The sequence below is a fragment of the Aeromonas molluscorum 848 genome, from assembly GCF_000388115.1.
Taxonomy (GTDB): Bacteria; Pseudomonadota; Gammaproteobacteria; order Enterobacterales; family Aeromonadaceae; genus Aeromonas; species Aeromonas molluscorum.
On sequence record NZ_AQGQ01000056.1, the window covers coordinates 1 to 22,238 of the forward strand.

Sequence of the window (22,238 nt, forward strand, 5' to 3'; positions counted from 1 at the left end):
CGGTTTTGATGTACACAAGTTTGGCGGGGATGGCCCCTGCATGCTGGGCGGTGTTGCCGTGCCCTATGCACAGGGGCTGCTGGCTCATTCGGATGGGGACGTCGTGCTGCATGCGGTGAGCGATGCCCTGCTCGGCGCCATAGGTGCCGGTGACATAGGTCGCCATTTCCCCGATACGGCCGCCCAATTTAAGGGGATAGACAGCCGCATCCTGCTGCGAGATGTCTTTGCGCGGGTGCAGCAAACGGGCTATGCCATCGGTAACCTGGATGTGACCATCATTGCCCAGGCTCCCAAGATGGCCCCCCACATCGAGGCCATGTGCGCCGTGCTGGCCGCCGATCTGCAATGTGAATTGAACAGGGTGAACGTCAAGGCGACCACTACCGAACAACTGGGCTTTACGGGGCGCAAGGAAGGCATAGCCACCGAAGCCGTCGTCTTACTGGTAAAACAATAATGTCGCAACAACTTGCATATCTGCACGGTACCCCAGAGGCCCGTGGCATTCTCAAGGCTCAGGCCAGTGATTTCGTGGTGGTCGAGGATCTCGGCTTCGAACCTTGCGGCGAAGGTGAACATATCTTCGTACGAGTACGCAAGACTGGTGAAAACACCGCTTGGGTTGCGGGCTTGCTGGCGGATGCCGCCGGGGTCAATCGCAATGCAGTGACCTGGGCTGGCCTGAAAGATCGCCACGCCGTGACCGAGCAGTGGTTCGGCATTCACCTGCCGGGCAAAGGTTCGCCGGATTTGTCGGTGATCGAGAGCGACAGCATCCAGATCCTGCAAGCCAATCGTCATAACAAGAAGCTGCGGGTCGGTTACCTCAAGGGCAATCACTTCACCCTGCGTCTGACCGGGCTGGAGCAGGCTGACAATCTGGTCTCTCGCCTGCAGGCCATCGCCGCCCAGGGCGTGCCGAATTATTATGGTGAGCAGCGCTTCGGCCGGGGTGGCAGCAATCTGGACGCGGCCAAGGCGATGTTTGCCGGCAAGCGGATCAAGGATCGCAACAAGCGCTCTCTGTACCTTTCGGCTGCCCGCAGCATGCTGTTCAATGCTATCGTCAGCGCCCGCGTTGAACAGGGGCTGGCCAGCAAGTTGCTGGCCGGCGATTGCGTGATGCTCAAGGGCAGTCACTCCATCTTTAGTGAAGAGAGCGTGACCCCTGAACTGACCGCGCGTCTGGTCTCCGGTGATGTGCAGTTGACCGCCCCCCAGTGGGGGCGTGGCCGATTGGCTAGCCAGGGTGCCGCCGCCGAATTTGAACAGGCCGCATTGGCGCCCTATGGCGAGTGGTGTGAGGGGTTGGAGAAGGCGGGACTGGATCAAGACAGGCGCCCGCTCTTGCTCAAGCCGGAAGCGATGAGTTGGACCCTGGATGCGGAGGCGCTGACCCTCTCTTTCTTCTTGCCAGCCGGTGCCTTCGCAACCAGTGTGGTCCGTGAATTGATGCAGGCTGAAGAGGCCGACCATGGTTTCAGGAACCAGGGCGATGGTCATGATGCGCCCTCTGTGGCATAACGACGTGGCAGCTGTGGCCTCGGTCCCCCTTGTTTGATGGTTTCAGGAAGAGCACAGATGCGCATTCTGGTGAGTAACGATGACGGTGTTCATGCCGAAGGGATCCATGCCCTGAGCGAGGCGCTGCGTAGCTGCGGCGAAGTGATTGTGGTCGCACCGGATCGCAATCGCAGCGGGGCCAGCCACTCCCTGACGCTGGAGACACCCCTGCGGGTCAGCTGCATCCCGCAAACCGGGTATCATGCGGTCAAGGGGACACCGACCGACTGCGTGCACTTGGCAGTCAACGAACTGGTGCGCCCCGAGCCAGACATGGTGGTGGCCGGGATCAACCACGGCGCCAACCTGGGGGATGATGTCATCTATTCGGGGACGGTCGCTGCCGCTACCGAGGGGCGCCATTTAGGCTACCCCTCCCTGGCAATCTCCCTGGTCGGTCGGACGCATTTTGCCTCGGCCGCTCACTATGCCGTTCAGCTGGTCAAAGGCTTGATGCAGTTTCCGCTGCCAGCCAACCAGATCCTCAACGTCAATGTGCCTGATCTGCCCCTTGATGAAATAAGGGGCATCAAGATCACCCGGCTTGGCAATCGCCACAGGGCCGAATCCGTGATCCGCGCCCAGGATCCTCGTGGCCAGACCATCTACTGGATTGGCCCACCCGGCTTGCAGCAGGATGCAGGGGAAGGCACGGATTTTGCGGCGATCGAACAGGGCTATGTCTCTATTACTCCCTTGACCATCGACATGACCGCCCATGGCAGTCTGGCCGGGTTGGGGGCATGGTTGGAACAACAGGGATGAAGGTGTGATAGTACAGCGCCTTTTAAATCAGCTTATTGCGCAAGGCGTCAGCGACTTTCGCGTACTCGCCGCGCTCGCCAAGGTGCCACGCCAGCTGTTTGTGGACGAGGCCATGGCGCATAAGGCCTGGGACAATACCGCCCTGCCCATTGGTCAGGGGCAGACTATTTCCCAGCCTTACATGGTGGCGCGGATGACAGAGTTGCTGATGCAAAATGATCCGGCCCATGTGCTGGAGATTGGTACTGGCTCCGGTTATCAAACCGCCGTGCTCGCCAACCTGGTTGAACAGGTTTATACGGTTGAGCGGATCAAGTCGTTGCAGTTCCAGGCCAGGCGCAGGCTCAGGCAGCTGGACTTGCACAATGTCTCGGCCAAACATGGCAATGGCTGGCTAGGCTGGCCCAGCAAGGGACCGTTTGATGCTATTTTGGTGACGGCCGCCGCAAGTGAAGTACCGACGGCCCTCACTGACCAACTGGCCGATGGCGGTCGCATGGTTTTACCGGTAGGGGACAGTCATCAGACCCTGCAACTTATCGAACGCAACGGCTCCCAGTTGACCAGTCGAGTCCTGGAACCGGTGCGTTTTGTGCCCCTTATTGACGGAGATGTTGAGTGAAGCTGTTTTCTCGCCTGTATGTGTTGGTGATGCAGTGGGCCCGCCATAAATATGCCCCCTATTACCTCTCTATCACCGCCTTCATTGAGTCAGTGTTCTGGCCCATTCCTGTCGACGTGATGCTGGCACCCATGGCGTTGGCCAAGCCCCACAAGGCCTGGCACTACGCGGCACTGGCAACCGTCTTCTCGGTGTTGGGAGCTGTGGTCGGATATGGCCTGGGTTATGCGCTTTGGGATCCCGTGGTGCAGCCTCTGGTGGTCTCCGTCGGTTATCAGGACAAGATTGCCCTGGCCCAGCACTGGTTTGAACAATGGGGTATCTGGGTAATTTTCATTGCCAGCTTCACCCCCATCCCCTACAAGGTGTTTACCGTTACGGCAGGATTGCTCCATATGGCGCTTGTCCCCTTCATCATCACCTCCCTCATCGGGCGCAGTATGCGTTTCTTCCTGGTGGCGGGCTTGATGCGCTGGGGAGGCGAGAGGATGGAGCAAAAGCTGATGCACTATGTCGATGTGCTTGGCTGGATCTGTATCGCCCTGGCCGTAGCGGCCTATTTCTGGTTTAGTCGTTAAGGATGTTTCTATGAATGGGCATATATGGCGAGGGTGCGCCGTTACCCTCTTATCCGGTTTGTTGGCCGCTTGTTCTTCCAGCTCTACCCCGGCGCCGGTACAGGGGTTGTCTAGCGATGGCTCGGTGCGCGCTGTGCCAAGTCGGCAGGGAAACATAAGCAAACCGACTATTTCGGGACGCAGCTACACAGTCAAACGTGGCGATACCCTCTACTCCATTGCATTCAATTCTGGGAGCGACGTGCCCTCTCTGGCCAGTCTTAACGGCATCGGTGCTCCCTATAACATACATCCAGGCCAGGTGATCCGGTTGGATGGGACCGATAATCGCCCGGTGATGGTCAGCAGTGCCAGCAGCGGGAGCGCTGCGCGTACCTATCAGGTGCGCCGTGGTGATACCTTGAGCAGCATAGGCCGCCAGTTTGGTGTTGCTAATCAGACCCTTGCACAGCGTAACAACTTGAGCGCCCCCTACAACCTGAACGTAGGACAGACCCTCAATGTGGGCGGGTCGGCAGCAGCATCCGGCACCACAATGGCAGTGGCAAGCAGTCGTCCCACCAACACTGCGACCACCCCTGTCAGTTCAGGTACGACCAGTGCGTTCGTGACCAATAAAAGCGTTGCCCAGCCTGCCTCAAAAGCATACGCTGGCACTTCAGTACAAAATAACAACAGTGTCACACAAAACAATAACAATACCTCATCATCGCGCCTCGCCTGGCATTGGCCCGCTAAAGGCCGGATAGTCGAAGGCTTCTCTGTTGCTGAGCAGGGAAACAAGGGCATAGACATCGCTGGTCAGAAGGGGCAACCCGTCTACGCAGCCAGTGGCGGTAAGGTGGTCTATGCCGGAAGCGCATTGAGAGGTTATGGCAAGCTTGTCATCCTGAAACATGACGATGATTACCTCTCGGCCTATGCACACAACGATGCGCTGCGAGTCCGGGAAGGGGATGTGGTCAAGGGTGGAGCTGTTATTGCCGATATGGGAAGCACGGATGCGCCGGATGTGCGCTTGCACTTTGAAATCCGGTACCGAGGCAAGTCGATCAATCCAATGGGATACTTGCCAAAGCGTTAACCCCAGAGCGTAGTGCTTACTCTGGTTCAGGTCAGGGAGACACACCATGAGCCAAGAACAACTGGTTATGCAGGATGCAGAGTGCGATGAGGAGCTGGAGGTTGAAGAAGCTGAAGTGACAGAGATGGCGACGGCCGATACCGAGGAGTCTATCTCCGAGGAGTTGCTGGCGCCTGATCTGCACAAGGTGATGGATGCAACCCAGCTCTATCTGGGAGAGATAGGATTCTCTCCCCTGCTCACCGCGGAAGAAGAGGTTTATTACGCCCGTCGCGCCCTGCGCGGCGACAAAGCGGCCCGCAAGCGCATGATTGAGTCCAATCTGCGCCTCGTGGTCAAAATTGCCAGACGCTACAACAATCGTGGCCTGGTACTGCTGGATTTGATTGAAGAGGGGAACCTCGGCCTCATCCGCGCCGTGGAAAAGTTTGACCCAGAACGGGGTTTTCGCTTCTCGACTTATGCCACCTGGTGGATCCGCCAGACCATAGAACGGGCCATCATGAATCAGACCCGTACCATTCGCCTGCCCATTCACGTGGTCAAGGAACTCAACGTTTACCTGCGTACCGCTCGTGAATTGTCCCATCGTCTCGACCATGAACCCACGGCCGAAGATATCGCCTTTGCCTTGGACCGCTCGGTCGCCGACGTCAATCGTATGCTCAAGCTCAACGAGAAGATCACCTCGGTCGACACCCCGATAGGCGGGGATCGTGACAAGGCGCTGCTCGATGTGCTGTCCGATGAGCGTGGCATGGGCCCCGAGCTGGAGTCCCAGGAAGACGACATGCGCAGCAGCATAGTCCACTGGCTGGAGGAGCTGAACCCCAAGCAGCGCGAGGTGTTGGCACGTCGTTTCGGCCTGCTCGGTTACGAGCCTGCCACCCTTGAAGATGTTGGGGCCGAGATAGGTCTGACCCGAGAACGTGTTCGCCAGATCCAGGTCGAGGGATTGCGTCGTCTGAGAGAGATCATGGTGGGGCAGGGGCTGTCTATTGAAGCTCTGTTTCGCAGTAACTGATGCCTGCATTGGATGCCGATGAGGATCCAGCTACCCATCTTCAGATGGGTTATATATTCAAAAGGGGCCCTTGGGGCCCCTTCTTTATATGCAGCAAAAGCTGCCGGTTCAAATCGGTTGCAGCGTATCCAGTGGCCAGCGCGGCACAGCCTTGACTTCCAGTGGCTCGAACACGCCTGCCTTGAGACGCTGCATGCCAGCATAGGCAATCATGGCGCCATTATCGGTACAGTATTCGGGACGGGGGTAGAACACCTCACCATTGAGACTTGCCATCAGCTCGGCCAACTGGGCGCGCAGATGGCGGTTGGCACTGACACCGCCAGCCACGACCAAGCGATTAAGTCCCGTTTCTTTCAGGGCACGACGACACTTGATGGCCAGGGTGTCGACCACAGCATCCTCAAACGCCCGGGCGATATCGGCGCGAGTCTGCTCATCATCCCCTTGCGAGGCGATGGTATTGGCTGCGAAGGTTTTGAGGCCGGAGAAACTCATGTCGAGCCCGGGTCTGTCGGTCATGGGGCGCGGGAATTTGAAGCGCCCGGTGACGCCTTTCTCAGCAAGCCTGGAGAGCAGGGGGCCGCCTGGGTAATCGAGGCCCATCAGCTTGGCCGTCTTGTCGAAGGCTTCGCCGGCGGCATCATCAATGGACTCCCCGAGCAGCTGGTAGCGGCCAATTCCATCGACTCGCACCAGCATGGAGTGACCACCGGAGACCAGCAGCGCCACAAAGGGGAACTCGGGCGCCCTCTCTTCCAGCATGGGGGCCAGCAGATGACCTTCCATATGATGCACGGCGATGGCGGGTTTGCCCCAGGCCATGGCCAGGGAGCGGCCTATGGTAGCACCGACCAGAATGGCCCCGACCAGCCCAGGACCTGCGGTGTAGGCGATGCCGTCTATGTCATCCTTGCCAAGGCCGGCTTCCAGCAACGCGGCCTGGATCAACGGGATCGTCTTGCGGACATGATCCCGGCTGGCAAGTTCGGGAACGACGCCACCGTAGTCCGCATGCAGCTTGACCTGGCTGTATAACTGATGGGAAAGGATCCCTTTTTGATCATCGAAGATCGCGATCCCGGTTTCGTCACAGGATGTCTCTATGCCCAATACACGCATTGCTAAAAAATTTCACTGCTAAAATGAGATGGCTATGGTAACCTTCGCGGGTTTTTTAAACCAGAGCGATCTCTGCGGGTTTACTTTTATTCCCTGTCCAGAGTATAATTTCGCACCATTTTAAGACATGCTGATCGACTGATGATCAGCTAACAATTTATCACTGAGGTGAAAGGCACATGCCAGTAATCAAAGTCCGTGAAAATGAGCCGTTTGACGTTGCTCTGCGTCGCTTCAAGCGTTCTTGCGAAAAGGCCGGTATCCTGTCTGAAGTTCGTAGCCGTGAGTTCTACGAGAAGCCGACTACTATCCGTAAGCGCGCCAAAGCGTCTGCCGTTAAGCGTCACGCCAAGAAGCTGTCTCGCGAAAACGCTCGTCGTATCCGCCTGTACTAATTAGAGTTTCTGCCATGTCTCTGAAAGATCAGCTTAAGGATCAACAAAAACTCGCCATGCTTGCCAGAGATAAGGCTCGCTTGGGGACGATTCGTTTGCTGATGGCCGAGATAAAACAGCGTGAAATTGATTCCCGTGTTGAGCTAAATGATGAGGATATCCTCGCTGTCGTGACCAAGATGGTCAAGCAGCGCCGTGATTCCATCAGCCAATATGAGGCCGCTGGTCGCCAGGATCTCGCCGATGTCGAAGCCGCCGAGATCCAGGTGCTGCAGGAGTTCCTGCCGCAACAGCTGACCGCTGCCGAAATTGAAGCCCTGATAGAGCAAGCCATCGCCCAGAGCGGTGCTGCTGTCATGGCCGATATGGGTAAAGTCATGGCTGTCTTGAAGCCAAAAATTCAGGGACGCGCCGATGTCGGTGCCGTCAGCGCGTTGGTGAAAACCCGCCTGGCGTAATAGGCAGAGCCCTTGTTGGTCGAAAGAAGCCGTGCTTCCTTGGGAATGCGCGGCTTTTTTTATTTTTCTCTCATGAAACAGGATGGTTATGGCAGGCCGGATCCCGCAATCTTTCATCGATGATCTGCTCGCTCGTACCGATATTGTCGAGCTGATCGACTCCCGGGTACGACTGAAAAAGGCCGGCAAGAATTATCAGGCTTGCTGCCCCTTCCATAACGAAAAGAGCCCCTCTTTCACCGTCAGTCAGGAGAAGCAGTTCTATCACTGTTTCGGCTGTGGCGCCCATGGCAATGCCGTCGGCTTTGTCATGGAGTATGACGGCCTCGAATTCCCCGATGCCATCGACGAGCTTGCCAGCATGCAAGGCATGCAGGTACCCCGCGAACAGAGCGGCAGTGGTGCAGCCGGATCCCAACCTGCAGTCAGTAAGGATCTATTCGAACTGATGAACCAGATTGCCCGCTTCTATGAGAGCAACCTCAAGAGTGCCACCCACGCGGTGGAGTACCTCAAAGGACGAGGGCTCAATGGCGAGGTGGTCAAGCGTTTCAACATTGGTTATGCCCCGGGAGATTGGGATCAGGTCAGGCGGCGTTTTGGCGCCAGCCGGGATCATGAACAACTGCTGATCACTGGTGGTATGCTGATCCCCCGCGACAGTGGCCCCGGCAGCTACGATCGCTTCCGCGATCGCATCATGTTTCCTATCAGGGATAAGCGAGGTCGGGTCATCGGTTTTGGTGGCCGGGTGTTGGGAGATGGTACGCCCAAGTACCTCAATTCGCCGGAAACCCCCATTTTCCATAAGGGCCGCGAGCTGTTTGGTCTCTATGAGGTCAAGCAGGCCCATAAAGAAGTGCGCCGCATCCTGGTGGTGGAAGGTTATATGGATGTGGTGGCCCTGGGCCAGTTCGACATCGACTATGCGGTGGCCGCGCTAGGGACCGCCACTACTAGCGACCACATTCATACCCTGTTTCGCACCACAGCCGAGGTGGTTTGCTGCTACGACGGTGACAAGGCCGGACGTGAAGCCGCTTGGCGGGCGCTGGATAACGCCCTCTCTCATCTTCAGGATGGCCGTGAGCTAAAGTTTGTGTTCCTGCCAGATGGCGAGGATCCCGATTCTCTGGTACGCCAGATAGGGAAAGCAGGCTTTGAGCTGTTGCTTGACCAGGCGCAGCCTTTTGCAGACTTCATGTTTGAGCGCCTTGCCCGGGATGCGGCACTCTCCGGCGAAGCGGGCAAGTTCGAGGTGGCCAACAAGGCCGCCGAGTTGATCCGTCGAGTCCCGGAAGGCTTCACCCGCGAGGGACTCATAACCCGACTCTCCAGCATGATGCGCTGGGGGGAAAACCAGCAGCGGATCACCGAACTATTCTCTCGCCATACCCCATCCAAGGTGGAGCAGGCTAAGCCGCAGCGGGGCAAGCTAACCCCTCTGCGCCGGGCACTGGCGCTGATGGTGCAATACCCAGGCATCACCGCCGAGCTACCAGCCATGCCGGAGCTGGCGGGGCTCAGGTTGCAAGGTATAGGCTTTTTGCTCAAGCTGCATCAGCAGATCCTGGCGCAACCTGGCATCACGACAGGCATATTGCTCGAACACTGGCGTGGTACGAAAGAGGGGGAGATCCTTGCCCAGCTCGCCATGCATGACCTGTTCGAGATCCAGCTCGAACGTGAGCCTGATATCCTGGGAGAGTTACAAGACACCTTTGTCGGTTTCATCAACCAGTTCTTGAAGCAGCGGATCGAAGAGCTACAGGCTAAGGTGGCCCAGCAGGGACTTACTGCCGAGGAGACTCAAGAGCTGATGATGTTGATCAGAGAGGTACAAAGTGAGAAAAGAAATGATATCGGGGCTTGATATTTGAGTGGTTAGTCCCAATATAAAGATTGTTGCCCGAATCGACGGGATTAAATGCAAAAACGTATAACCGCCTGGCCCCGACAAACAAAGCGGGCAGGGGTTTCTCAGACCGACGCCGCAACCAGACATAGCATGTCTGGCGGTTTTCTATTAGAATTGGCTATTTGCGCACCAGCGCATTGCTCGCGCAACCTAGCAACACCAACCGGATGAGTTCTATGGAGCAAACCCCGCAGTCTCAGCTTAAACTCCTCGTTGCCAAAGGTAAAGAACAGGGCTACCTGACTTATGCCGAGGTGAACGATCACCTCCCGCAAGAGATCGTTGACTCTGATCAGATCGAAGACATCATTCAGATGATCAACGATATGGGTATCCAGGTAGTGGAAAACGCACCGGATGCCGATGACCTTATCATGGCCGAAGGCGGTACCGCCGACGAAGACGCTGCCGAAGCAGCGGCCCAAGCACTGGCCTCTGTTGAATCTGAAATTGGTCGCACAACCGACCCCGTCCGCATGTATATGCGGGAAATGGGTACTGTCGAACTGCTGACCCGTGAAGGCGAAATCGACATCGCCAAGCGGATCGAAGACGGTATCAACCAGGTTCAGAGCTCAGTCGCCGAGTACCCGGAAGCCATCACCTATCTGCTTGAACAGTACGACAAATTTGAAGCCGAACAGCTGCGTCTGTCCGACATCATCTCGGGTTTCATCGACCCTAACGAAGCCGATGATGTGGCGCCAACCGCGACCCATATTGGCTCCGAACTCAGCGAAGACGATCTTGCTGACGAAGATGAAGAGGAAGATGAGGAAGATGACGATGATGGCGACAGCTCGGATGATGAGGCCGACACTGGTCCTGATCCGGAAGTCGCTCGCGAGAAGTTTGGTGAGCTGCGTGCCCAGTACGAAGTCACCCGTCTCTCTATCCAGAACAATGGCCGTGCCCATGACGATACCCAGGCTGCCATAGCGCAGCTGGCCGACGTATTCCGTCAGTTCCGCCTGATGCCCAAGCAGTTCGATCGCCTGGTCAACAACATGCGCGAGATGATGGAGCGGGTTCGGATCCAGGAGCGGATCATTCTGAAGCTCTGCGTTGAACAGGCCAAGATGCCGAAGAAAACCTTCGTCGCTGCCTTTACCAACAATGAGTGCGACACCGCCTGGTTCGAATACCAGAAGCAAGCTGGTAAGGCCTGGTCGCCTCGCTTGGTCGAGATGGATGAAGACGTGCTGCGTGCCATCGGCAAGCTGCAACAGATTGAAGTGGAGACGGGGCTGTCCATCGCCCAGATCAAAGACATCAACCGTCGCATGAGCATCGGCGAGGCCAAAGCCCGTCGTGCCAAGAAAGAGATGGTTGAGGCCAACTTGCGTTTGGTTATCTCTATCGCCAAGAAGTACACCAACCGTGGCTTGCAGTTCCTGGATCTGATCCAGGAGGGCAACATCGGTCTGATGAAGGCGGTAGACAAGTTTGAATACCGTCGTGGCTACAAGTTCTCGACCTATGCCACCTGGTGGATCCGTCAGGCCATTACCCGCTCCATCGCGGATCAGGCTCGTACCATCCGTATTCCGGTGCACATGATCGAGACCATCAACAAGCTCAACCGCATCTCCCGTCAGATGCTGCAGGAGATGGGCCGCGAGCCCAATCCGGAAGAGCTGGCCATGCGCATGGGGATGCCGGAAGACAAGATCCGCAAGGTGCTCAAGATCGCCAAGGAGCCCATCTCCATGGAGACGCCCATTGGTGATGATGAAGACTCCCACTTGGGGGATTTCATTGAGGATACCACCCTGGCACTGCCGGCCGATGCGGCTACCAGCGAGAGCCTGCGCAACGCGACCCGCGAAGTGCTGGCCGGTCTGACCGCCCGTGAAGCCAAGGTACTGCGGATGCGTTTTGGTATCGATATGAACACGGATCACACTCTGGAAGAGGTCGGCAAACAGTTCGACGTCACCCGTGAGCGTATTCGTCAGATTGAAGCCAAGGCCCTGCGCAAACTGCGTCACCCGAGCCGTTCGGAAGTGCTGCGCAGCTTCCTCGACGAGTAGTCACCAGCTTGCCCACAAAGCCCCGCCATGCGGGGCTTTGTTTTATTTATGCCAAAGGGATCACGAACTTGCGGCCAGGTTGGATGAAATGTCGCCAAGTGATTGATCTGGCTATGGACTAGGGCTTTTTCATCCCCTATAATCCACGCCGCAAAGCAACATCCATGGCCCCTTAGCTCAGTTGGTTAGAGCATACGACTCATAATCGTCAGGTCCCCAGTTCAAGTCTGGGAGGGGCCACCAAATTCAGACAAAGCCGCTCAGGATGAGCGGCTTTGTCGTTTTCAGCCTGTCACCAACGTCTGTCCAGATCCTCGGCATAGAGTGCCATGGCGCCCTTGTATGGGGTGAGTGCCGGGTCCGAAGTGCTTTGTGCAAGCAAACCGAGCAGCGCCTCACAGGCCTCTTTATGACGACTTTGGTTGTAATAGACCATGGCGCGAAAGGCTTTGAACTCACTCGCCTGCGGAAACCGTGCCAAGCCTTGCTCCAGGGCGGTGAGAGCCGCCTCATGCTGTCCCAGGCTGCGATATGAGCTACCCAGTCCCAGCAAGGCGCCACGCAGGGCATCACCGCCCAATCCCAGCGCTATCGCCTTGCAATAAAGAGGGATGGCGTCCTGTTCACGACCAAGTTGATCATGCAGGCCCGCCACTTCGTAATGCAACTCGGCATCTTGCGGCTTCAGTCCCAGCTGCAGCAAACCATGCTGGCGAGCTTCCTCGATACGGCCTTCCGCCTTGAGTGCCATCAATTGTCTCATCTGCTTTCCTTGCGCCGAATGTTATGAATAGGCAAAACAGTATGCCCGGCTCCTGTGACGAGCTGAAGCCGTCGAGTGGCAATTTGCCATATGGGGTCGAGATAGAAGGCAAGGGGTAGAGAAGAGGCCCGGTATGATGAATGCATAGACCCGGCCATGGGGGCTGGGTCTATGTTCGATGCTGTTGCATCGAGGGGAGGTGCGTTTAGAGCGGCGCTATCAGTGCAACGACTGCTGGTCTTGCGGGACAGGCGAGGCCACGCTAGCCCCTCTTCCTGGCAGCATGCGACCGAGCAGGTTGCTGCGTTGGCGCCATGAGGTGAACAGCAGGGCAGTCAGATGCAGACCAATCAGCCCCTGCAATGCCCAGGTACACCAGATGTGCCACTCATCCGCTCCCCAGCCGAACCCCAGCTCAGTGTTCTGAAACCAGCCGGTGAAACCGGTGGCGAGTACAGTGAACCATAGGGCCCAAACGGCCAGCTTGCCGGTACCGTGATGGCCCGGGGTTGCAGGCAATCGCTCGCCTATCTCTCTGGCTTGCCGGTGAAAATCTTCACCGCGAGGGATCAGGGCGCACAAGCGGGCATAACCCTTGGCCAGAGTCAGCCCCCAGAGCAGCCGTAATCCGATGGCCGTCATGGCGAGATAACCCAGCCACTCATGCCACTCTTCTCCCGCTTCATTGAGCCAGAGGTTGCTGATGCAGGCAGCTGCCAGGCTCCAATGAGTCAGGCGAACCAGGGTGTCCCAGCGAAAAGGGTTAGCCTTTCTGCTTGGCATATTTGTGATACTCCTTCTTCAGGTCATTGACCTTGGCAAGGTGCTCACGGGCCTTGGCCTCATCGCCTGCCTTGAGCGCTGCCAGACTGGCATCCAGCTCACCCTGAACCTCGTTGAGGCCCTCAAGGAACTTCTCCTGCTTGGCAGTCGGCATAGTGCGCGTCTTGGCGTCATCGATTTCACTGCGCATCTGGGTGATGTATTTTTCCATGGCAGCGGGATCGCTCGCCTTGGTTGCCTGTTTGTAATTGAAGCCCATCTTCTTCATCGGCTGCTCCAGATCTCCGGCCAGGGCGGGCAGGGTGATCAGACCGAACATCAGTGGCAGCAGGCGAACAGTTTTCAACATGGGATTTCCTCATTAAACGACATGCAATTGGTTGCGAATGAACCCTTATTTGAGTTCTTACCTTGCATGATGCCATGAGGGACCGTGAACTGTTTGTGAATAGTTGGTTTTTTTGTGACAAAAGGTGGCAAGGCATTAACCTTGTCCCAACCCGTGGCAGTTCACGTTCATCGTCAGGTCCCCGCTCGGGAAAGGGAGATGTGGGGGAAGAGATTCGAGAGCCATTCAGCCAGGGTTTACGTTTCCCGGCGCGATCCGCGCTATAGATAGAGGGTACTTTTACCCTAAGAGCGAGTCATCCATGAAAATTACCCATTCCCTCAGCGCCATTACCCTTTCGCTGTCTCTGGTTTTTGCAGGTACCGCCATGGCCCAGGCTCCGGACCCTGTAAATCATGGCTCCATCGAAGAGATGATCGTCAAGACGTTGGAGCTGACGCCGGATCAGGTCAGCAAGATCAAGACCATTCGAGCCGAAAGTGATCAGCAGATTGCGGGTATAGACAAGAGCAAGCTCAGCAATCAGGCGCTGCAGGATGCCATCAAGCATGGCAAGTGGGACGATATGGCCATTCGCGGCGAGCTGGCCGAAGTGGGCAAGGTGCAGCAGGAGGTGCGTTACTACCGCACCAAGAAGATCTACGAGATCAGTAAAGTGCTGACCCCGGAGCAGAAGGTCAAGTTGACCGAGATGCTGGACTCAGCGCCGCACTGATCTTTTGCGCGGTTTGTCTGATGCAAGAGCCTCGGCCGCCATGGGCAGCCGAGGCTCTTCGTTATGGCGAGTTCAATCTCTGGCCCACGCCCTGGCGGCGGCTGTCTTTCTGCACAGCTCTTATCCTGCCGATGGCGTGATCCGTGTTGGCCTGCCTGAGCCGAGGGCAAGCTGGCATTCAAGCACCTTGAGCGACATGCAACAAAAAGGGCCCCGATGGGCCCTTTTTAGTTCGTCACGCTCAGGAACTACTTCCCTTGCTCGCGCTCAATGGCGCGCCAGCCGATATCCCGGCGGCAGAAGACCCCTTGCCACTTGACCTGATCGGCCAGCTGGTAGGCGCGGGCCTGAGCCTCGGCCACCGTCTCACCCAGCGCGGTGGCGCAGAGAACCCGGCCCCCGCTGGTGACTACGGTATCACCCGCAAAACGGGTTCCGCCATGGAACAGCTTCTCGCCGGCGACCTCCTCGCTCGGCAGACCGCTGATGGGCAGATTCTGGGCATAGTGACCGGGATAACCACCGGCGGCCAGCACTACACCGATGGCGGCGCGGCTATCATAGCGGGCCTCTTTGCCCTCCAGCTCCCCTTTGCAGGCGGCCAGGCAGAGTTCAACCAAATCTGACTGCATGCGCAGCATGATGGGTTGGGTCTCGGGGTCGCCGAAGCGGCAGTTGAACTCGATAACCTTGGGGTTGCCCTGTTCGTCTATCATCAGGCCCGCATAGAGGAAACCGGAGTAGCGGTTGCCTTCGGCGGCCATGCCGCGCACGGTCGGCATGATCACCAGATCCATGGCGCGCTGATGGACCAGATCGGTCACCACGGGGGCGGGGGAGTAGGCCCCCATGCCGCCGGTGTTGGGGCCGGTATCCTTATCGCCGACCCGTTTGTGATCCTGACTGGTGGCCATGGGAAGCACCTGCTCGCCGTCGACCATGACGATGAAGCTGGCCTCCTCGCCGGTGAGGAACTCCTCGATCACCACCCGGGCACCCGCGTCACCGAAGGCATTGCCAGAGAGCATGTCTCGCACCGCGTCTTCGGCTTCCTGCAGCGTCATGGCCACTATCACCCCTTTACCGGCAGCCAGGCCATCAGCCTTGATGACGATAGGGGCACCCTGCGCGCGCAGATAAGCCAAGGCGGGTTCCACCTCGGTGAAGTTCTGGTAGGCGGCGGTCGGGATCTGGTGACGAGCCAGGAAGTCCTTGGTGAAGGCCTTGGAGCCTTCAAGCTGGGCGGCGGCGGCCGTCGGGCCGAAGATAGTCTGACCCTCGGCACGGAATGCATCAACCACGCCCTTCACCAGCGGAGCCTCCGGACCCACTATGGTCAGCCCTATCTGCTGCTCTTTGGCAAAGGCCAGCAAGGCGGGGATATCGGTGGCCTCGATGGCGACGTTCTCGATACCGGACTCAAGCTGGGTGCCGGCATTGCCCGGCGCCACGAACACCTGACTGACCAGGGGGGACTGTTTGGCCTTCCAGGCCAGGGCGTGTTCACGACCGCCGTTACCAATTACCAATACTTTCATCGTCTGGGCTCTCGCATAGGAATAACGATTACGGATCTCAAGAGGGCTGCCTGGGCAGCCCTCAATGAATGATCAGTGGCGGAAGTGGCGCATGCCGGTGAACACCATGCACATGCCGTGTTCGTCGGCGGCGGCTATCACCTCGTTGTCGCGCATGGATCCGCCCGGTTGAATGACGCAGGCGATACCGGCGGCAGCGGCGGCATCGATGCCATCGCGGAACGGGAAGAAGGCATCGGAAGCCATGACGGAACCCGCTACGACCAGTCCTTCATCCTCGGCCTTGATACCGGCAATCTTGGCGGAGTAGACCCGGCTCATCTGGCCTGCGCCGACGCCAATGGTCTGACCGGCCTTGGCATAGACGATGGCGTTGGATTTGACGAACTTGGCCACCTTCCAGCAGAACAGCAGGTCTTTGAGCTCAGCCTCGGTCGGCTGACGCTTGCTGACGACGGTCAGGTCACCCAGGGTCACCATGCCATGGTCGCGCTCTTGCACCAGCAAGCCGCCGTTGACGCGCTTGAGATCGAACCCTTGCGCCTGGGCGGCCCACTGTCCGCATTCGAGCAGGCGCACATTCTGCTTGGCAGCCACAATCTCGCGGGCGGCACTGCTGACGCTCGGCGCGATGATCACTTCCACAAACTGGCGCGCAATAATGGCGGCGGCGGTGGCACCATCCAGTTCGCGGTTGAAGGCAATGATGCCACCAAAGGCGGAGGTGGGGTCGGTCTGATAGGCGCGATCGTAGGCCGCGAACAGGTCGTCACCAATGGCGACGCCGCAGGGGTTGGCATGCTTGACGATGACGCAGGCAGGCTCAGGGAACTCCTTCACGCACTCCAGGGCCGCATCGGTATCGGCGATGTTGTTGTAGGAGAGTGCCTTGCCTTGTAGCTGAATGGCGCTGGCCACCGAACCGGGGGCGGCTTGCTCTTCGGCGTAGAAGGCGGCAGCCTGATGACTGTTCTCGCCGTAGCGCATGTCCTGCTTCTTGATGAACTGGCTGTTGAAGGTGCGCGGGAACTGGGACTCGGTGTCGCCTTCCTTGTTGTCGCCATAGCTTGGCACCATGGTACCGAAGTAGTTGGCAATCATGCCATCGTAGGCGGCGGTGTGCTCGAAGGCGGCAATGGCGAGATCGAAGCGGGTCGTCAGGGTCAGGCTGTTGCCGTTGCCATCCATCTCGGCGATCACGCGGCCATAGTCGGCGGCTTTGACGACAATGGCGACATCTTTGTGGTTCTTGGCGGCGGAACGCACCATGGTCGGGCCACCGATGTCGATGTTCTCGACGGCGTCGGCGAGGGTACAACCGGGTTTGGCGACGGTGGCGGCGAAAGGATAGAGGTTGACGACAACCATATCGATGGGAGAGATGCCATGCTGGGCCATGATGGCTTCATCCTGGCCGCGACGGCCGAGTACGCCGCCATGTACCTTGGGATGCAGGGTCTTGACGCGACCATCCATCATCTCGGGGAAGCCGGTATAGTCGGACACTTCAGTCACCGGCAGGCCTGCCTCGGCCAGCAGCTTGGCGGTACCGCCCGTCGAGAGCAGAGCCACGCCACGCTCGTTGAGTGCCTTGGCAAATTCCAGTATGCCGGTCTTGTCAGAAACACTCAGCAGTGCGCGGCGAATGGGCCTGGCTTGTTCCATCACTCTATCGTCCTCAGGGTGCGGGGACTTCCATGGCAGGCAGGCGATAAGCGCAAGATGACACAGAGAGTCCCCAAATAAATGGATGTGGGGGTATTTCGCAAATCACTCTTCGGGGCCATCTTGGCCAAGAGTGTTTTAGGAAATGCCCGCTTGGTGCGATGCTCTCTTGTGGGCGCGTATTCTACACAAAAAATGTGAGCCATGGTGGATTTTTTATTTCAGCAACCCCTTATGTGGTAAGGGGCTAAACGTTTTCCGGTGCTGAGTGGGTAAACGTTTGCGTTTTGAGTGGTTTAGGCCAGGGGCGGACGTCTGGCATGGCTCTGGCGTGGCTTTTCGGGCCTTGGCTGGCAATTACGGGACAAAGGCGGGATAGTAGCGATATTTGGTGTCAAATGACCTTGGTTTGATGATCCCGAGTCGAGGCCGCTGGCCGAGGATGCTTGGGTTGAAGGAGGATAAATGTACCGGATTGGAGAGCTGGCCAAGGCCTGCAAGGTCAAGGCGGATACCCTGAGGTTTTACGAGAAGAGCGGTCTGATCACCCCCAGCATCCGCAATGAGTCCGGTTATCGGCTCTATGGCGAACAGGATAGGCGACGGCTGGAGTTTATCATCCGAGCCAAGTCGGTCGGCTTCTCCCTGGCGGAGATAGGTGAGCTGCTCGACCTGGATACCCACAAGGCCGAGGTGACCTGCCAGGAGGTCAAGGCGGTGGCCGATGCCAAGCTCGCCCAAGTGGAGGAGAAAATCGCCGAGCTGATGCGTTTTCGCCGCAACCTCCGCGAGCTCTCCGAGATCTGCTGTGGCGAGCCCCGTTCCGCCGAGCATTGCGCCATCCTGGAGGTGCTCGAGTCCGGCGCGCCGGGTCAGCATGAGCATCATGCCCACGACTGACGGCAAATGGCCAGGGGCTGGTGCCATGCACTATTTGATGACAAAATTGCCGAGTTTTTGAGCGAGCGCCCCTTGTCCCCACCCCGCAATCCGGGGACGAGGCCCAGGTGCAAGCCACTGATCCCCAAGGGGTAATGAAAGGAACCAACGATGGCCAATGACAGAGTGAAGGTGCTCAAGGCAGACGCGGAGCAACCAGGTGGCGGGCACTATGCCCATCAGCGTGGCGAGATTAAAGATAATCATCTGCAGGCGCTGCTCGGGGATCCGCTGTTTCGGGCCCGGGTCGAGCAGAGCAAGAAGGGCAAAGGCAGTTATCAGCGCAAAGCCAAAAATGGCAAGCGGTGGGAGCCCGGCCAACAGCAGATGATGAGCGTCTGTTGCTGAGCGGGTTTCTACCGAACAATGAGATAAGCAAAGGGCGCCGAGGCGCCCTGTTCATTGGAGCTGACGGGATGGAGCCCGCCCGTCCAGGAGCTACTCATCCATGAAGAGTTCGAGCAACACATTGAGGTAGCGGTGGCCCAGCGCCGTCAGCTGCCAGTGATCCCCAAGATCGTCGATCAGCTCCTTGCTGTGGGCGATGTCGAGCATGGTCTCTACCCGTTCGAGGGCCAGGCCGGTGTAGGCCTCGAACTCCCACTTGGGCACGGGCTCGAACAGGCGGAAGCGGTTCATGAAGTACTCGAGTGGCAGATCGGCCGCCTCGACCTGCCATTGACTGTCGAGATAGTCCCGCGCCGGGTCCAGATACCCCTTGGGATGTTTGACCTTGGCGCTGCGCAACACTCTTTGTCCCGCAAGATCCGTCACCTTGCCGTGGGCGCCGCAGCCGATGCCCAGATAGTCGCCAAAGCGCCAGTAGTTGAGGTTGTGGTGGCACTGATAGCCTTCTTTGGCATAGGCCGAGATCTCGTACTGACGATAGCCCTGGGCGACCAGCAGGGCATGGCCCCGCTCATAGATGTCCCAGAGAATATCGTCATCGGGCAAGGTGGGCGGCTTGGAAGCAAAGGCCGTGTTCGGCTCTATGGTGAGCTGATACCAGGAGAGGTGCGGCGGCGCGCAGTCGATGGCCTGCTGCACGTCATAGAGGGCGTCGTCCAGGCTCTGATCCGGCAGGCCGTGCATCAAGTCCAGATTGAAGGTGGGCAGCGCGATGGCATGAGCCAGGGCGGCGGCACTGCGGGCCTCCTGTGGGCCATGGATGCGGCCGAGCCGGGTCAGCTTCTCCTGCTGGAAGCTCTGCACGCCGATGGAGATACGGTTGATGCCCGCCCGCTTGAAACCCGCGAACTTGTCCGCCTCGACGGTGCCCGGGTTGGCTTCCATGGTGATCTCGCAGTTTTCCATCAGCACAATTCGTGCTCTGACCCCGTCCAGCAAGGCTTGCATCGCCTCGACCGAGAGCAGACTGGGGGTGCCCCCGCCGATGAAGATGGAGTGCAGCGCCCGACCCTGGGCCCACTTCAGATCCCTGTCCAGATCCTCAAGCAGGGCTGCCACATACTCCATATGGGGCAGCTCTCCCTTCTGGGCGTGGGAGTTGAAGTCGCAATAGGGGCACTTCTGGACGCACCAGGGCACATGAATATAGAGAGAGAGGGGCGGCAGTTGCAGCATGGGATTATCCAAGGATCCAGTGAGAGGCCTGAGCCCCAGTGTAAGACAGTGTCGGGGATGAGGGGGCATTGGCAGTGCGAATGAAGAGCGCCGGGCAATGAAACGGGGGCCTGGGCCCCCGTACTGACCATGACAAACCTGGCATCAATGGGCCGCGAGGGCTGCCTTGAGCTTGGCGAGCGCCTGACCGCGATGGCTGAGCTGGTTCTTGAGCTCGCTTGGCATCTGGGCGGCGGTGCAATCTTGCTCCGGCACGAAGAAGACCGGGTCATAGCCAAAGCCGTGCTCACCACGGGGAGCGTCTATGATGAGGCCCTCCCAGCTTGCCTGGCAGATGATGGGGGTAGGGTCATCTGCATGGCGCATATAGACCAGCACGCACCAGAAGCGAGCACTCTTGAGGTAGTCGGGGGCCCCGTTGAGTTCGACCAACAGTTTGTCCAGATTGGCTCTGTCGCTGGCCCCTTCTCCTGCGAAACGGGCCGAGTAGACGCCGGGGCGTCCATGCAGCAGGTCAACCTCCAGGCCGGAGTCATCGGCCACGGCCGGCAGGCCGGTGAGGCGCGCTGCATGGCGGGCCTTGATGATGGCATTCTCGACAAAGGTGGTGCCTGTCTCATCGGCGTCTGGCACGGCAAACTCGCTCTGGGGGACCACCTGGATCTTCATGTCGGCCAACATGGCGGCCAATTCCTTGACCTTCTTCTGGTTTCCTGTTGCCAGGACAAGCTTGTTCATCGTGCATCTCCGCAAAAATAACCTGCGCATTCTACGGGCAGGGCCCCGTCAGTCAAAGCAGCAATTGCCGAGTTTGTGGCGCTCAGAAGCAAAGAGGAAGCCAGATGGGAAGAGGGGGGGCAGAGTGCGCACCGCCTCAAGGCCAGATGGCCCCATCATGTAGCCAGCGCTGCGCCCAGCAAACTGGACGAGATTGTGGCTCCCGGTCGATGAGGCTGGTCTAGAGGGGGAGGGTATCTGGCTCGAGCAGGGTGAGTTCCCCCTCATAGACGGCGCCGGTATCTATCCAGCAGAGGTTGCCGTGGCGCAGCCAGCTGCCGCGCAAGGGGGTATGCCCCATCACCACCAGATCGATATTGGCGATGGGGTGGGCCGGTTGGGCGGGCGCTTGTTGCAATCCTTGCAGCCGATCGCGATCCCACAGCAGGTCCTGCCTGTGCCGGGCAAGAAAGGCCGGCGTCAGCGCCGCCCAATCCTGAGTGACGGGATCGGCGTGGACCAGACCAATACGCCGCCCCAAGGCCGTGGTGAGGGTCAGCGCCAGGGGCAGGTGGGCCAGCTGCGGCAGACGCCCTCTTATCTCGGCTTGGGCCGCGGGGCTCAAGTCATCAAACCAGTCGCCACCATTGCGGCGCCAGCGAGTCCGTGCTGGCGAGTCCTGGTAGGCCCTATCGTCATAGGGCAGACCTTCAGGGGCGAGCGCGTCGAGCATCATGGCTTCGTGGTTGCCGAGTACGGCATGAAACCAGGGGCGGTCGAGCAGGGCCAGGCAGCCTGGACTATCTGGCCCCCGGTCGATGAGATCTCCCACCGAGCAGAGCCTGTCTCCTGCACTGGGGTCGAAGGCGAGTCGGGCGAGCGCCTCCTGCAAGGGCTGCAGGCAGCCATGGAGATCGCCGACGATCAAGGTGCGACCCGGAATAGTGATGTGGGGGGGCATAGGCCTGCAGCAGGTTAAGGGGGCTTTGGCTACTATCGGTCAGTCGGGAAGGGTCGGCAAGGGGGGAATGGTTTTTCCTGTTTGGAATAACCAAAGTGAGTAAATACCATTTCTGTTCATTTCACTGAGCCAGTAGACTGCCGCCCCACTCTCGTCAGCTTTGGCCGGTTCGGCCTGTATTGAGGTAAGTCATGCCCCTGATCCTGTTACTCGTGCTCCTGGTGTTGTTCAGCCCCCTGGCCATCGACATCTATCTGCCTGCTATCCCGCAGATGGCCGAGCAGTTGGGGGCCGAGGTGACCCTGATGCAAGGCACCATCACCTGGTTCCTGTTCAGCATGGGGTTGGGCCAACTGCTGGTGGGCCCGCTGGCCGATCGTTATGGGCGCAAGCCAATCGCTCTGAGCGGTGTCTTGCTCTATGGACTGAGTGCCCTGGCCGCCGGTTTTGCCGCCAGCCTGGGAGAGCTGATGCTGGCCCGGGTGCTGCAAGGCTTTGGTGCCTGCGCCACGTCGGTGGCCGCTTTCTCCGTGGTCCGTGACAGTTATGGCCCCAAGAAGAGCGGTCAGATGATCTCCTACCTCAATGGCGCCATCTGCTTCATTCCGGCACCTGGCCCCCCTGCTCGGCGGCTGGCTCGACGGCCAAGGCTGGTTGGT

At 58.6% G+C, this 22,238-nt stretch carries 23 protein-coding genes, 1 tRNA gene and 1 pseudogene; 16 read left to right on the plus strand and 9 right to left on the minus strand.

The window, feature by feature from the left end:
* The 7 genes from ispF to rpoS all read left to right on the plus strand — a co-directional run.
* Positions 1-460 (plus strand): 2-C-methyl-D-erythritol 2,4-cyclodiphosphate synthase (ispF, locus tag G113_RS09735; protein ID WP_005900092.1); only part of this gene is annotated, 460 nt, incomplete at its 5' end.
* Positions 460-1,527: a tRNA pseudouridine(13) synthase TruD gene (gene truD, locus G113_RS09740; RefSeq protein WP_005900095.1), complete on the plus strand. Its 1,068-nt coding sequence runs from the start codon at positions 460-462 to the stop codon at positions 1,525-1,527. The genes ispF and truD, both read left to right, overlap by 1 nt.
* 57 nt (positions 1,528-1,584) lie before the next feature.
* Positions 1,585-2,331, plus strand: a complete 747-nt coding sequence (surE, locus tag G113_RS09745) for a 5'/3'-nucleotidase SurE (protein WP_005900097.1) — start codon at positions 1,585-1,587, stop codon at positions 2,329-2,331.
* 4 nt (positions 2,332-2,335) lie between these two features.
* Positions 2,336-2,953 carry a protein-L-isoaspartate(D-aspartate) O-methyltransferase gene (locus G113_RS09750; protein ID WP_005900099.1) on the plus strand — a complete coding sequence of 206 codons (618 nt, stop codon included), beginning with the start codon at positions 2,336-2,338 and terminating at the stop codon, positions 2,951-2,953.
* On the plus strand, positions 2,950-3,531 hold the full coding sequence (locus tag G113_RS09755; protein WP_005900102.1) for a YqaA family protein: 582 nt from the start codon (positions 2,950-2,952) through the stop codon (positions 3,529-3,531). The genes G113_RS09750 and G113_RS09755 overlap by 4 nt, the downstream gene beginning before the upstream one ends.
* Before the next feature lie 10 nt (positions 3,532-3,541).
* Positions 3,542-4,615 carry a peptidoglycan DD-metalloendopeptidase family protein gene (locus G113_RS09760; RefSeq protein ID WP_040319098.1) on the plus strand — a complete coding sequence of 358 codons (1,074 nt, stop codon included), beginning with the start codon at positions 3,542-3,544 and terminating at the stop codon, positions 4,613-4,615.
* A gap of 46 nt (positions 4,616-4,661) precedes the next feature.
* Positions 4,662-5,639: an RNA polymerase sigma factor RpoS gene (gene rpoS, locus G113_RS09765; protein WP_005900106.1), complete on the plus strand. Its 978-nt coding sequence runs from the start codon at positions 4,662-4,664 to the stop codon at positions 5,637-5,639.
* A gap of 108 nt (positions 5,640-5,747) precedes the next feature.
* Here rpoS and tsaD read toward each other — a convergent pair whose 3' ends face one another.
* Positions 5,748-6,761, minus strand: a complete 1,014-nt coding sequence (gene tsaD, locus G113_RS09770; RefSeq protein WP_005900107.1) for a tRNA (adenosine(37)-N6)-threonylcarbamoyltransferase complex transferase subunit TsaD — start codon at positions 6,759-6,761, stop codon at positions 5,748-5,750.
* Positions 6,762-6,940: 179 nt separating this feature from the next.
* Between tsaD and rpsU the strand changes: the two genes are divergently transcribed.
* The 5 genes from rpsU to G113_RS09790 all read left to right on the plus strand — a co-directional run bounded on the left by rpsU (position 6,941) and on the right by G113_RS09790 (position 11,808).
* A complete protein-coding gene (gene rpsU / locus G113_RS20555; RefSeq protein ID WP_005309452.1) occupies positions 6,941-7,156 on the plus strand; it encodes a 30S ribosomal protein S21 in 216 nt (71 codons plus the stop codon).
* Positions 7,157-7,170: 14 nt separating this feature from the next.
* Positions 7,171-7,614: a GatB/YqeY domain-containing protein gene (locus G113_RS09775; RefSeq protein ID WP_005900109.1), complete on the plus strand. Its 444-nt coding sequence runs from the start codon at positions 7,171-7,173 to the stop codon at positions 7,612-7,614.
* 88 nt (positions 7,615-7,702) lie between these two features.
* Positions 7,703-9,487 (plus strand): DNA primase, encoded by a 1,785-nt coding sequence (gene dnaG, locus G113_RS09780; RefSeq protein WP_005900110.1) that lies wholly within the window; start codon positions 7,703-7,705, stop codon positions 9,485-9,487.
* 182 nt (positions 9,488-9,669) lie between these two features.
* Positions 9,670-11,565 carry an RNA polymerase sigma factor RpoD gene (rpoD, locus tag G113_RS09785; protein WP_269077630.1) on the plus strand — a complete coding sequence of 632 codons (1,896 nt, stop codon included), beginning with the start codon at positions 9,670-9,672 and terminating at the stop codon, positions 11,563-11,565.
* 166 nt (positions 11,566-11,731) lie between these two features.
* Positions 11,732-11,808, plus strand: a tRNA-Ile gene (locus tag G113_RS09790).
* A gap of 49 nt (positions 11,809-11,857) precedes the next feature.
* Here the strand turns inward: G113_RS09790 and G113_RS09795 are convergent.
* The 3 genes from G113_RS09795 to G113_RS09805 form a co-directional block, all read right to left on the minus strand.
* Positions 11,858-12,328 (minus strand): tetratricopeptide repeat protein, encoded by a 471-nt coding sequence (locus G113_RS09795; RefSeq protein WP_040319099.1) that lies wholly within the window; start codon positions 12,326-12,328, stop codon positions 11,858-11,860.
* A gap of 219 nt (positions 12,329-12,547) precedes the next feature.
* Positions 12,548-13,111, minus strand: coding sequence for a cytochrome b/b6 domain-containing protein (locus tag G113_RS09800; RefSeq protein WP_005900114.1), 564 nt, complete (start codon positions 13,109-13,111; stop codon positions 12,548-12,550).
* Positions 13,092-13,460 (minus strand): cytochrome b562, encoded by a 369-nt coding sequence (locus G113_RS09805; protein WP_005900115.1) that lies wholly within the window; start codon positions 13,458-13,460, stop codon positions 13,092-13,094. Before G113_RS09805 ends, G113_RS09800 begins: the two co-directional genes overlap by 20 nt.
* Positions 13,461-13,761: 301 nt before the next feature.
* Between G113_RS09805 and G113_RS09810 the strand changes: the two genes are divergently transcribed.
* Entirely contained in the window at positions 13,762-14,175 is a 414-nt protein-coding gene (locus G113_RS09810) for a Spy/CpxP family protein refolding chaperone (RefSeq protein ID WP_005900116.1), read from the plus strand.
* A 248-nt stretch (positions 14,176-14,423) separates the two neighbouring features.
* Here G113_RS09810 and purD read toward each other — a convergent pair whose 3' ends face one another.
* On the minus strand, positions 14,424-15,713 hold the full coding sequence (gene purD / locus G113_RS09815) for a phosphoribosylamine--glycine ligase (RefSeq protein WP_005900117.1): 1,290 nt from the start codon (positions 15,711-15,713) through the stop codon (positions 14,424-14,426).
* 72 nt (positions 15,714-15,785) lie between these two features.
* Positions 15,786-17,378, minus strand: coding sequence for a bifunctional phosphoribosylaminoimidazolecarboxamide formyltransferase/IMP cyclohydrolase (gene purH / locus G113_RS09820; protein WP_005900118.1), 1,593 nt, complete (start codon positions 17,376-17,378; stop codon positions 15,786-15,788).
* A 465-nt stretch (positions 17,379-17,843) separates the two neighbouring features.
* Here purH and zntR point away from each other — a divergent pair, with 465 nt between their 5' ends.
* Positions 17,844-18,278, plus strand: coding sequence for a Zn(2+)-responsive transcriptional regulator (gene zntR, locus G113_RS09825; RefSeq protein ID WP_005900119.1), 435 nt, complete (start codon positions 17,844-17,846; stop codon positions 18,276-18,278).
* Positions 18,279-18,428: 150 nt separating this feature from the next.
* Positions 18,429-18,665, plus strand: a complete 237-nt coding sequence (locus G113_RS09830) for an alternative ribosome-rescue factor A (protein ID WP_005900120.1) — start codon at positions 18,429-18,431, stop codon at positions 18,663-18,665.
* A gap of 90 nt (positions 18,666-18,755) precedes the next feature.
* On the opposite strand, the gene hemW is transcribed toward G113_RS09830, so the two are convergent.
* The 3 genes from hemW to G113_RS09845 form a co-directional block, all read right to left on the minus strand.
* Positions 18,756-19,901 (minus strand): radical SAM family heme chaperone HemW, encoded by a 1,146-nt coding sequence (hemW, locus tag G113_RS09835; RefSeq protein WP_005900121.1) that lies wholly within the window; start codon positions 19,899-19,901, stop codon positions 18,756-18,758.
* Between the two features lie 144 nt (positions 19,902-20,045).
* Entirely contained in the window at positions 20,046-20,639 is a 594-nt protein-coding gene (rdgB, locus tag G113_RS09840) for an RdgB/HAM1 family non-canonical purine NTP pyrophosphatase (protein ID WP_005900122.1), read from the minus strand.
* A 220-nt stretch (positions 20,640-20,859) separates the two neighbouring features.
* Positions 20,860-21,579 carry a metallophosphoesterase gene (locus tag G113_RS09845; protein ID WP_005900123.1) on the minus strand — a complete coding sequence of 240 codons (720 nt, stop codon included), beginning with the start codon at positions 21,577-21,579 and terminating at the stop codon, positions 20,860-20,862.
* A 191-nt stretch (positions 21,580-21,770) separates the two neighbouring features.
* On the opposite strand from G113_RS09845, the pseudogene G113_RS09850 reads away from it, so the two are divergent.
* Positions 21,771-22,238, plus strand: a pseudogene (locus G113_RS09850) (MFS transporter); the annotation flags it as partial.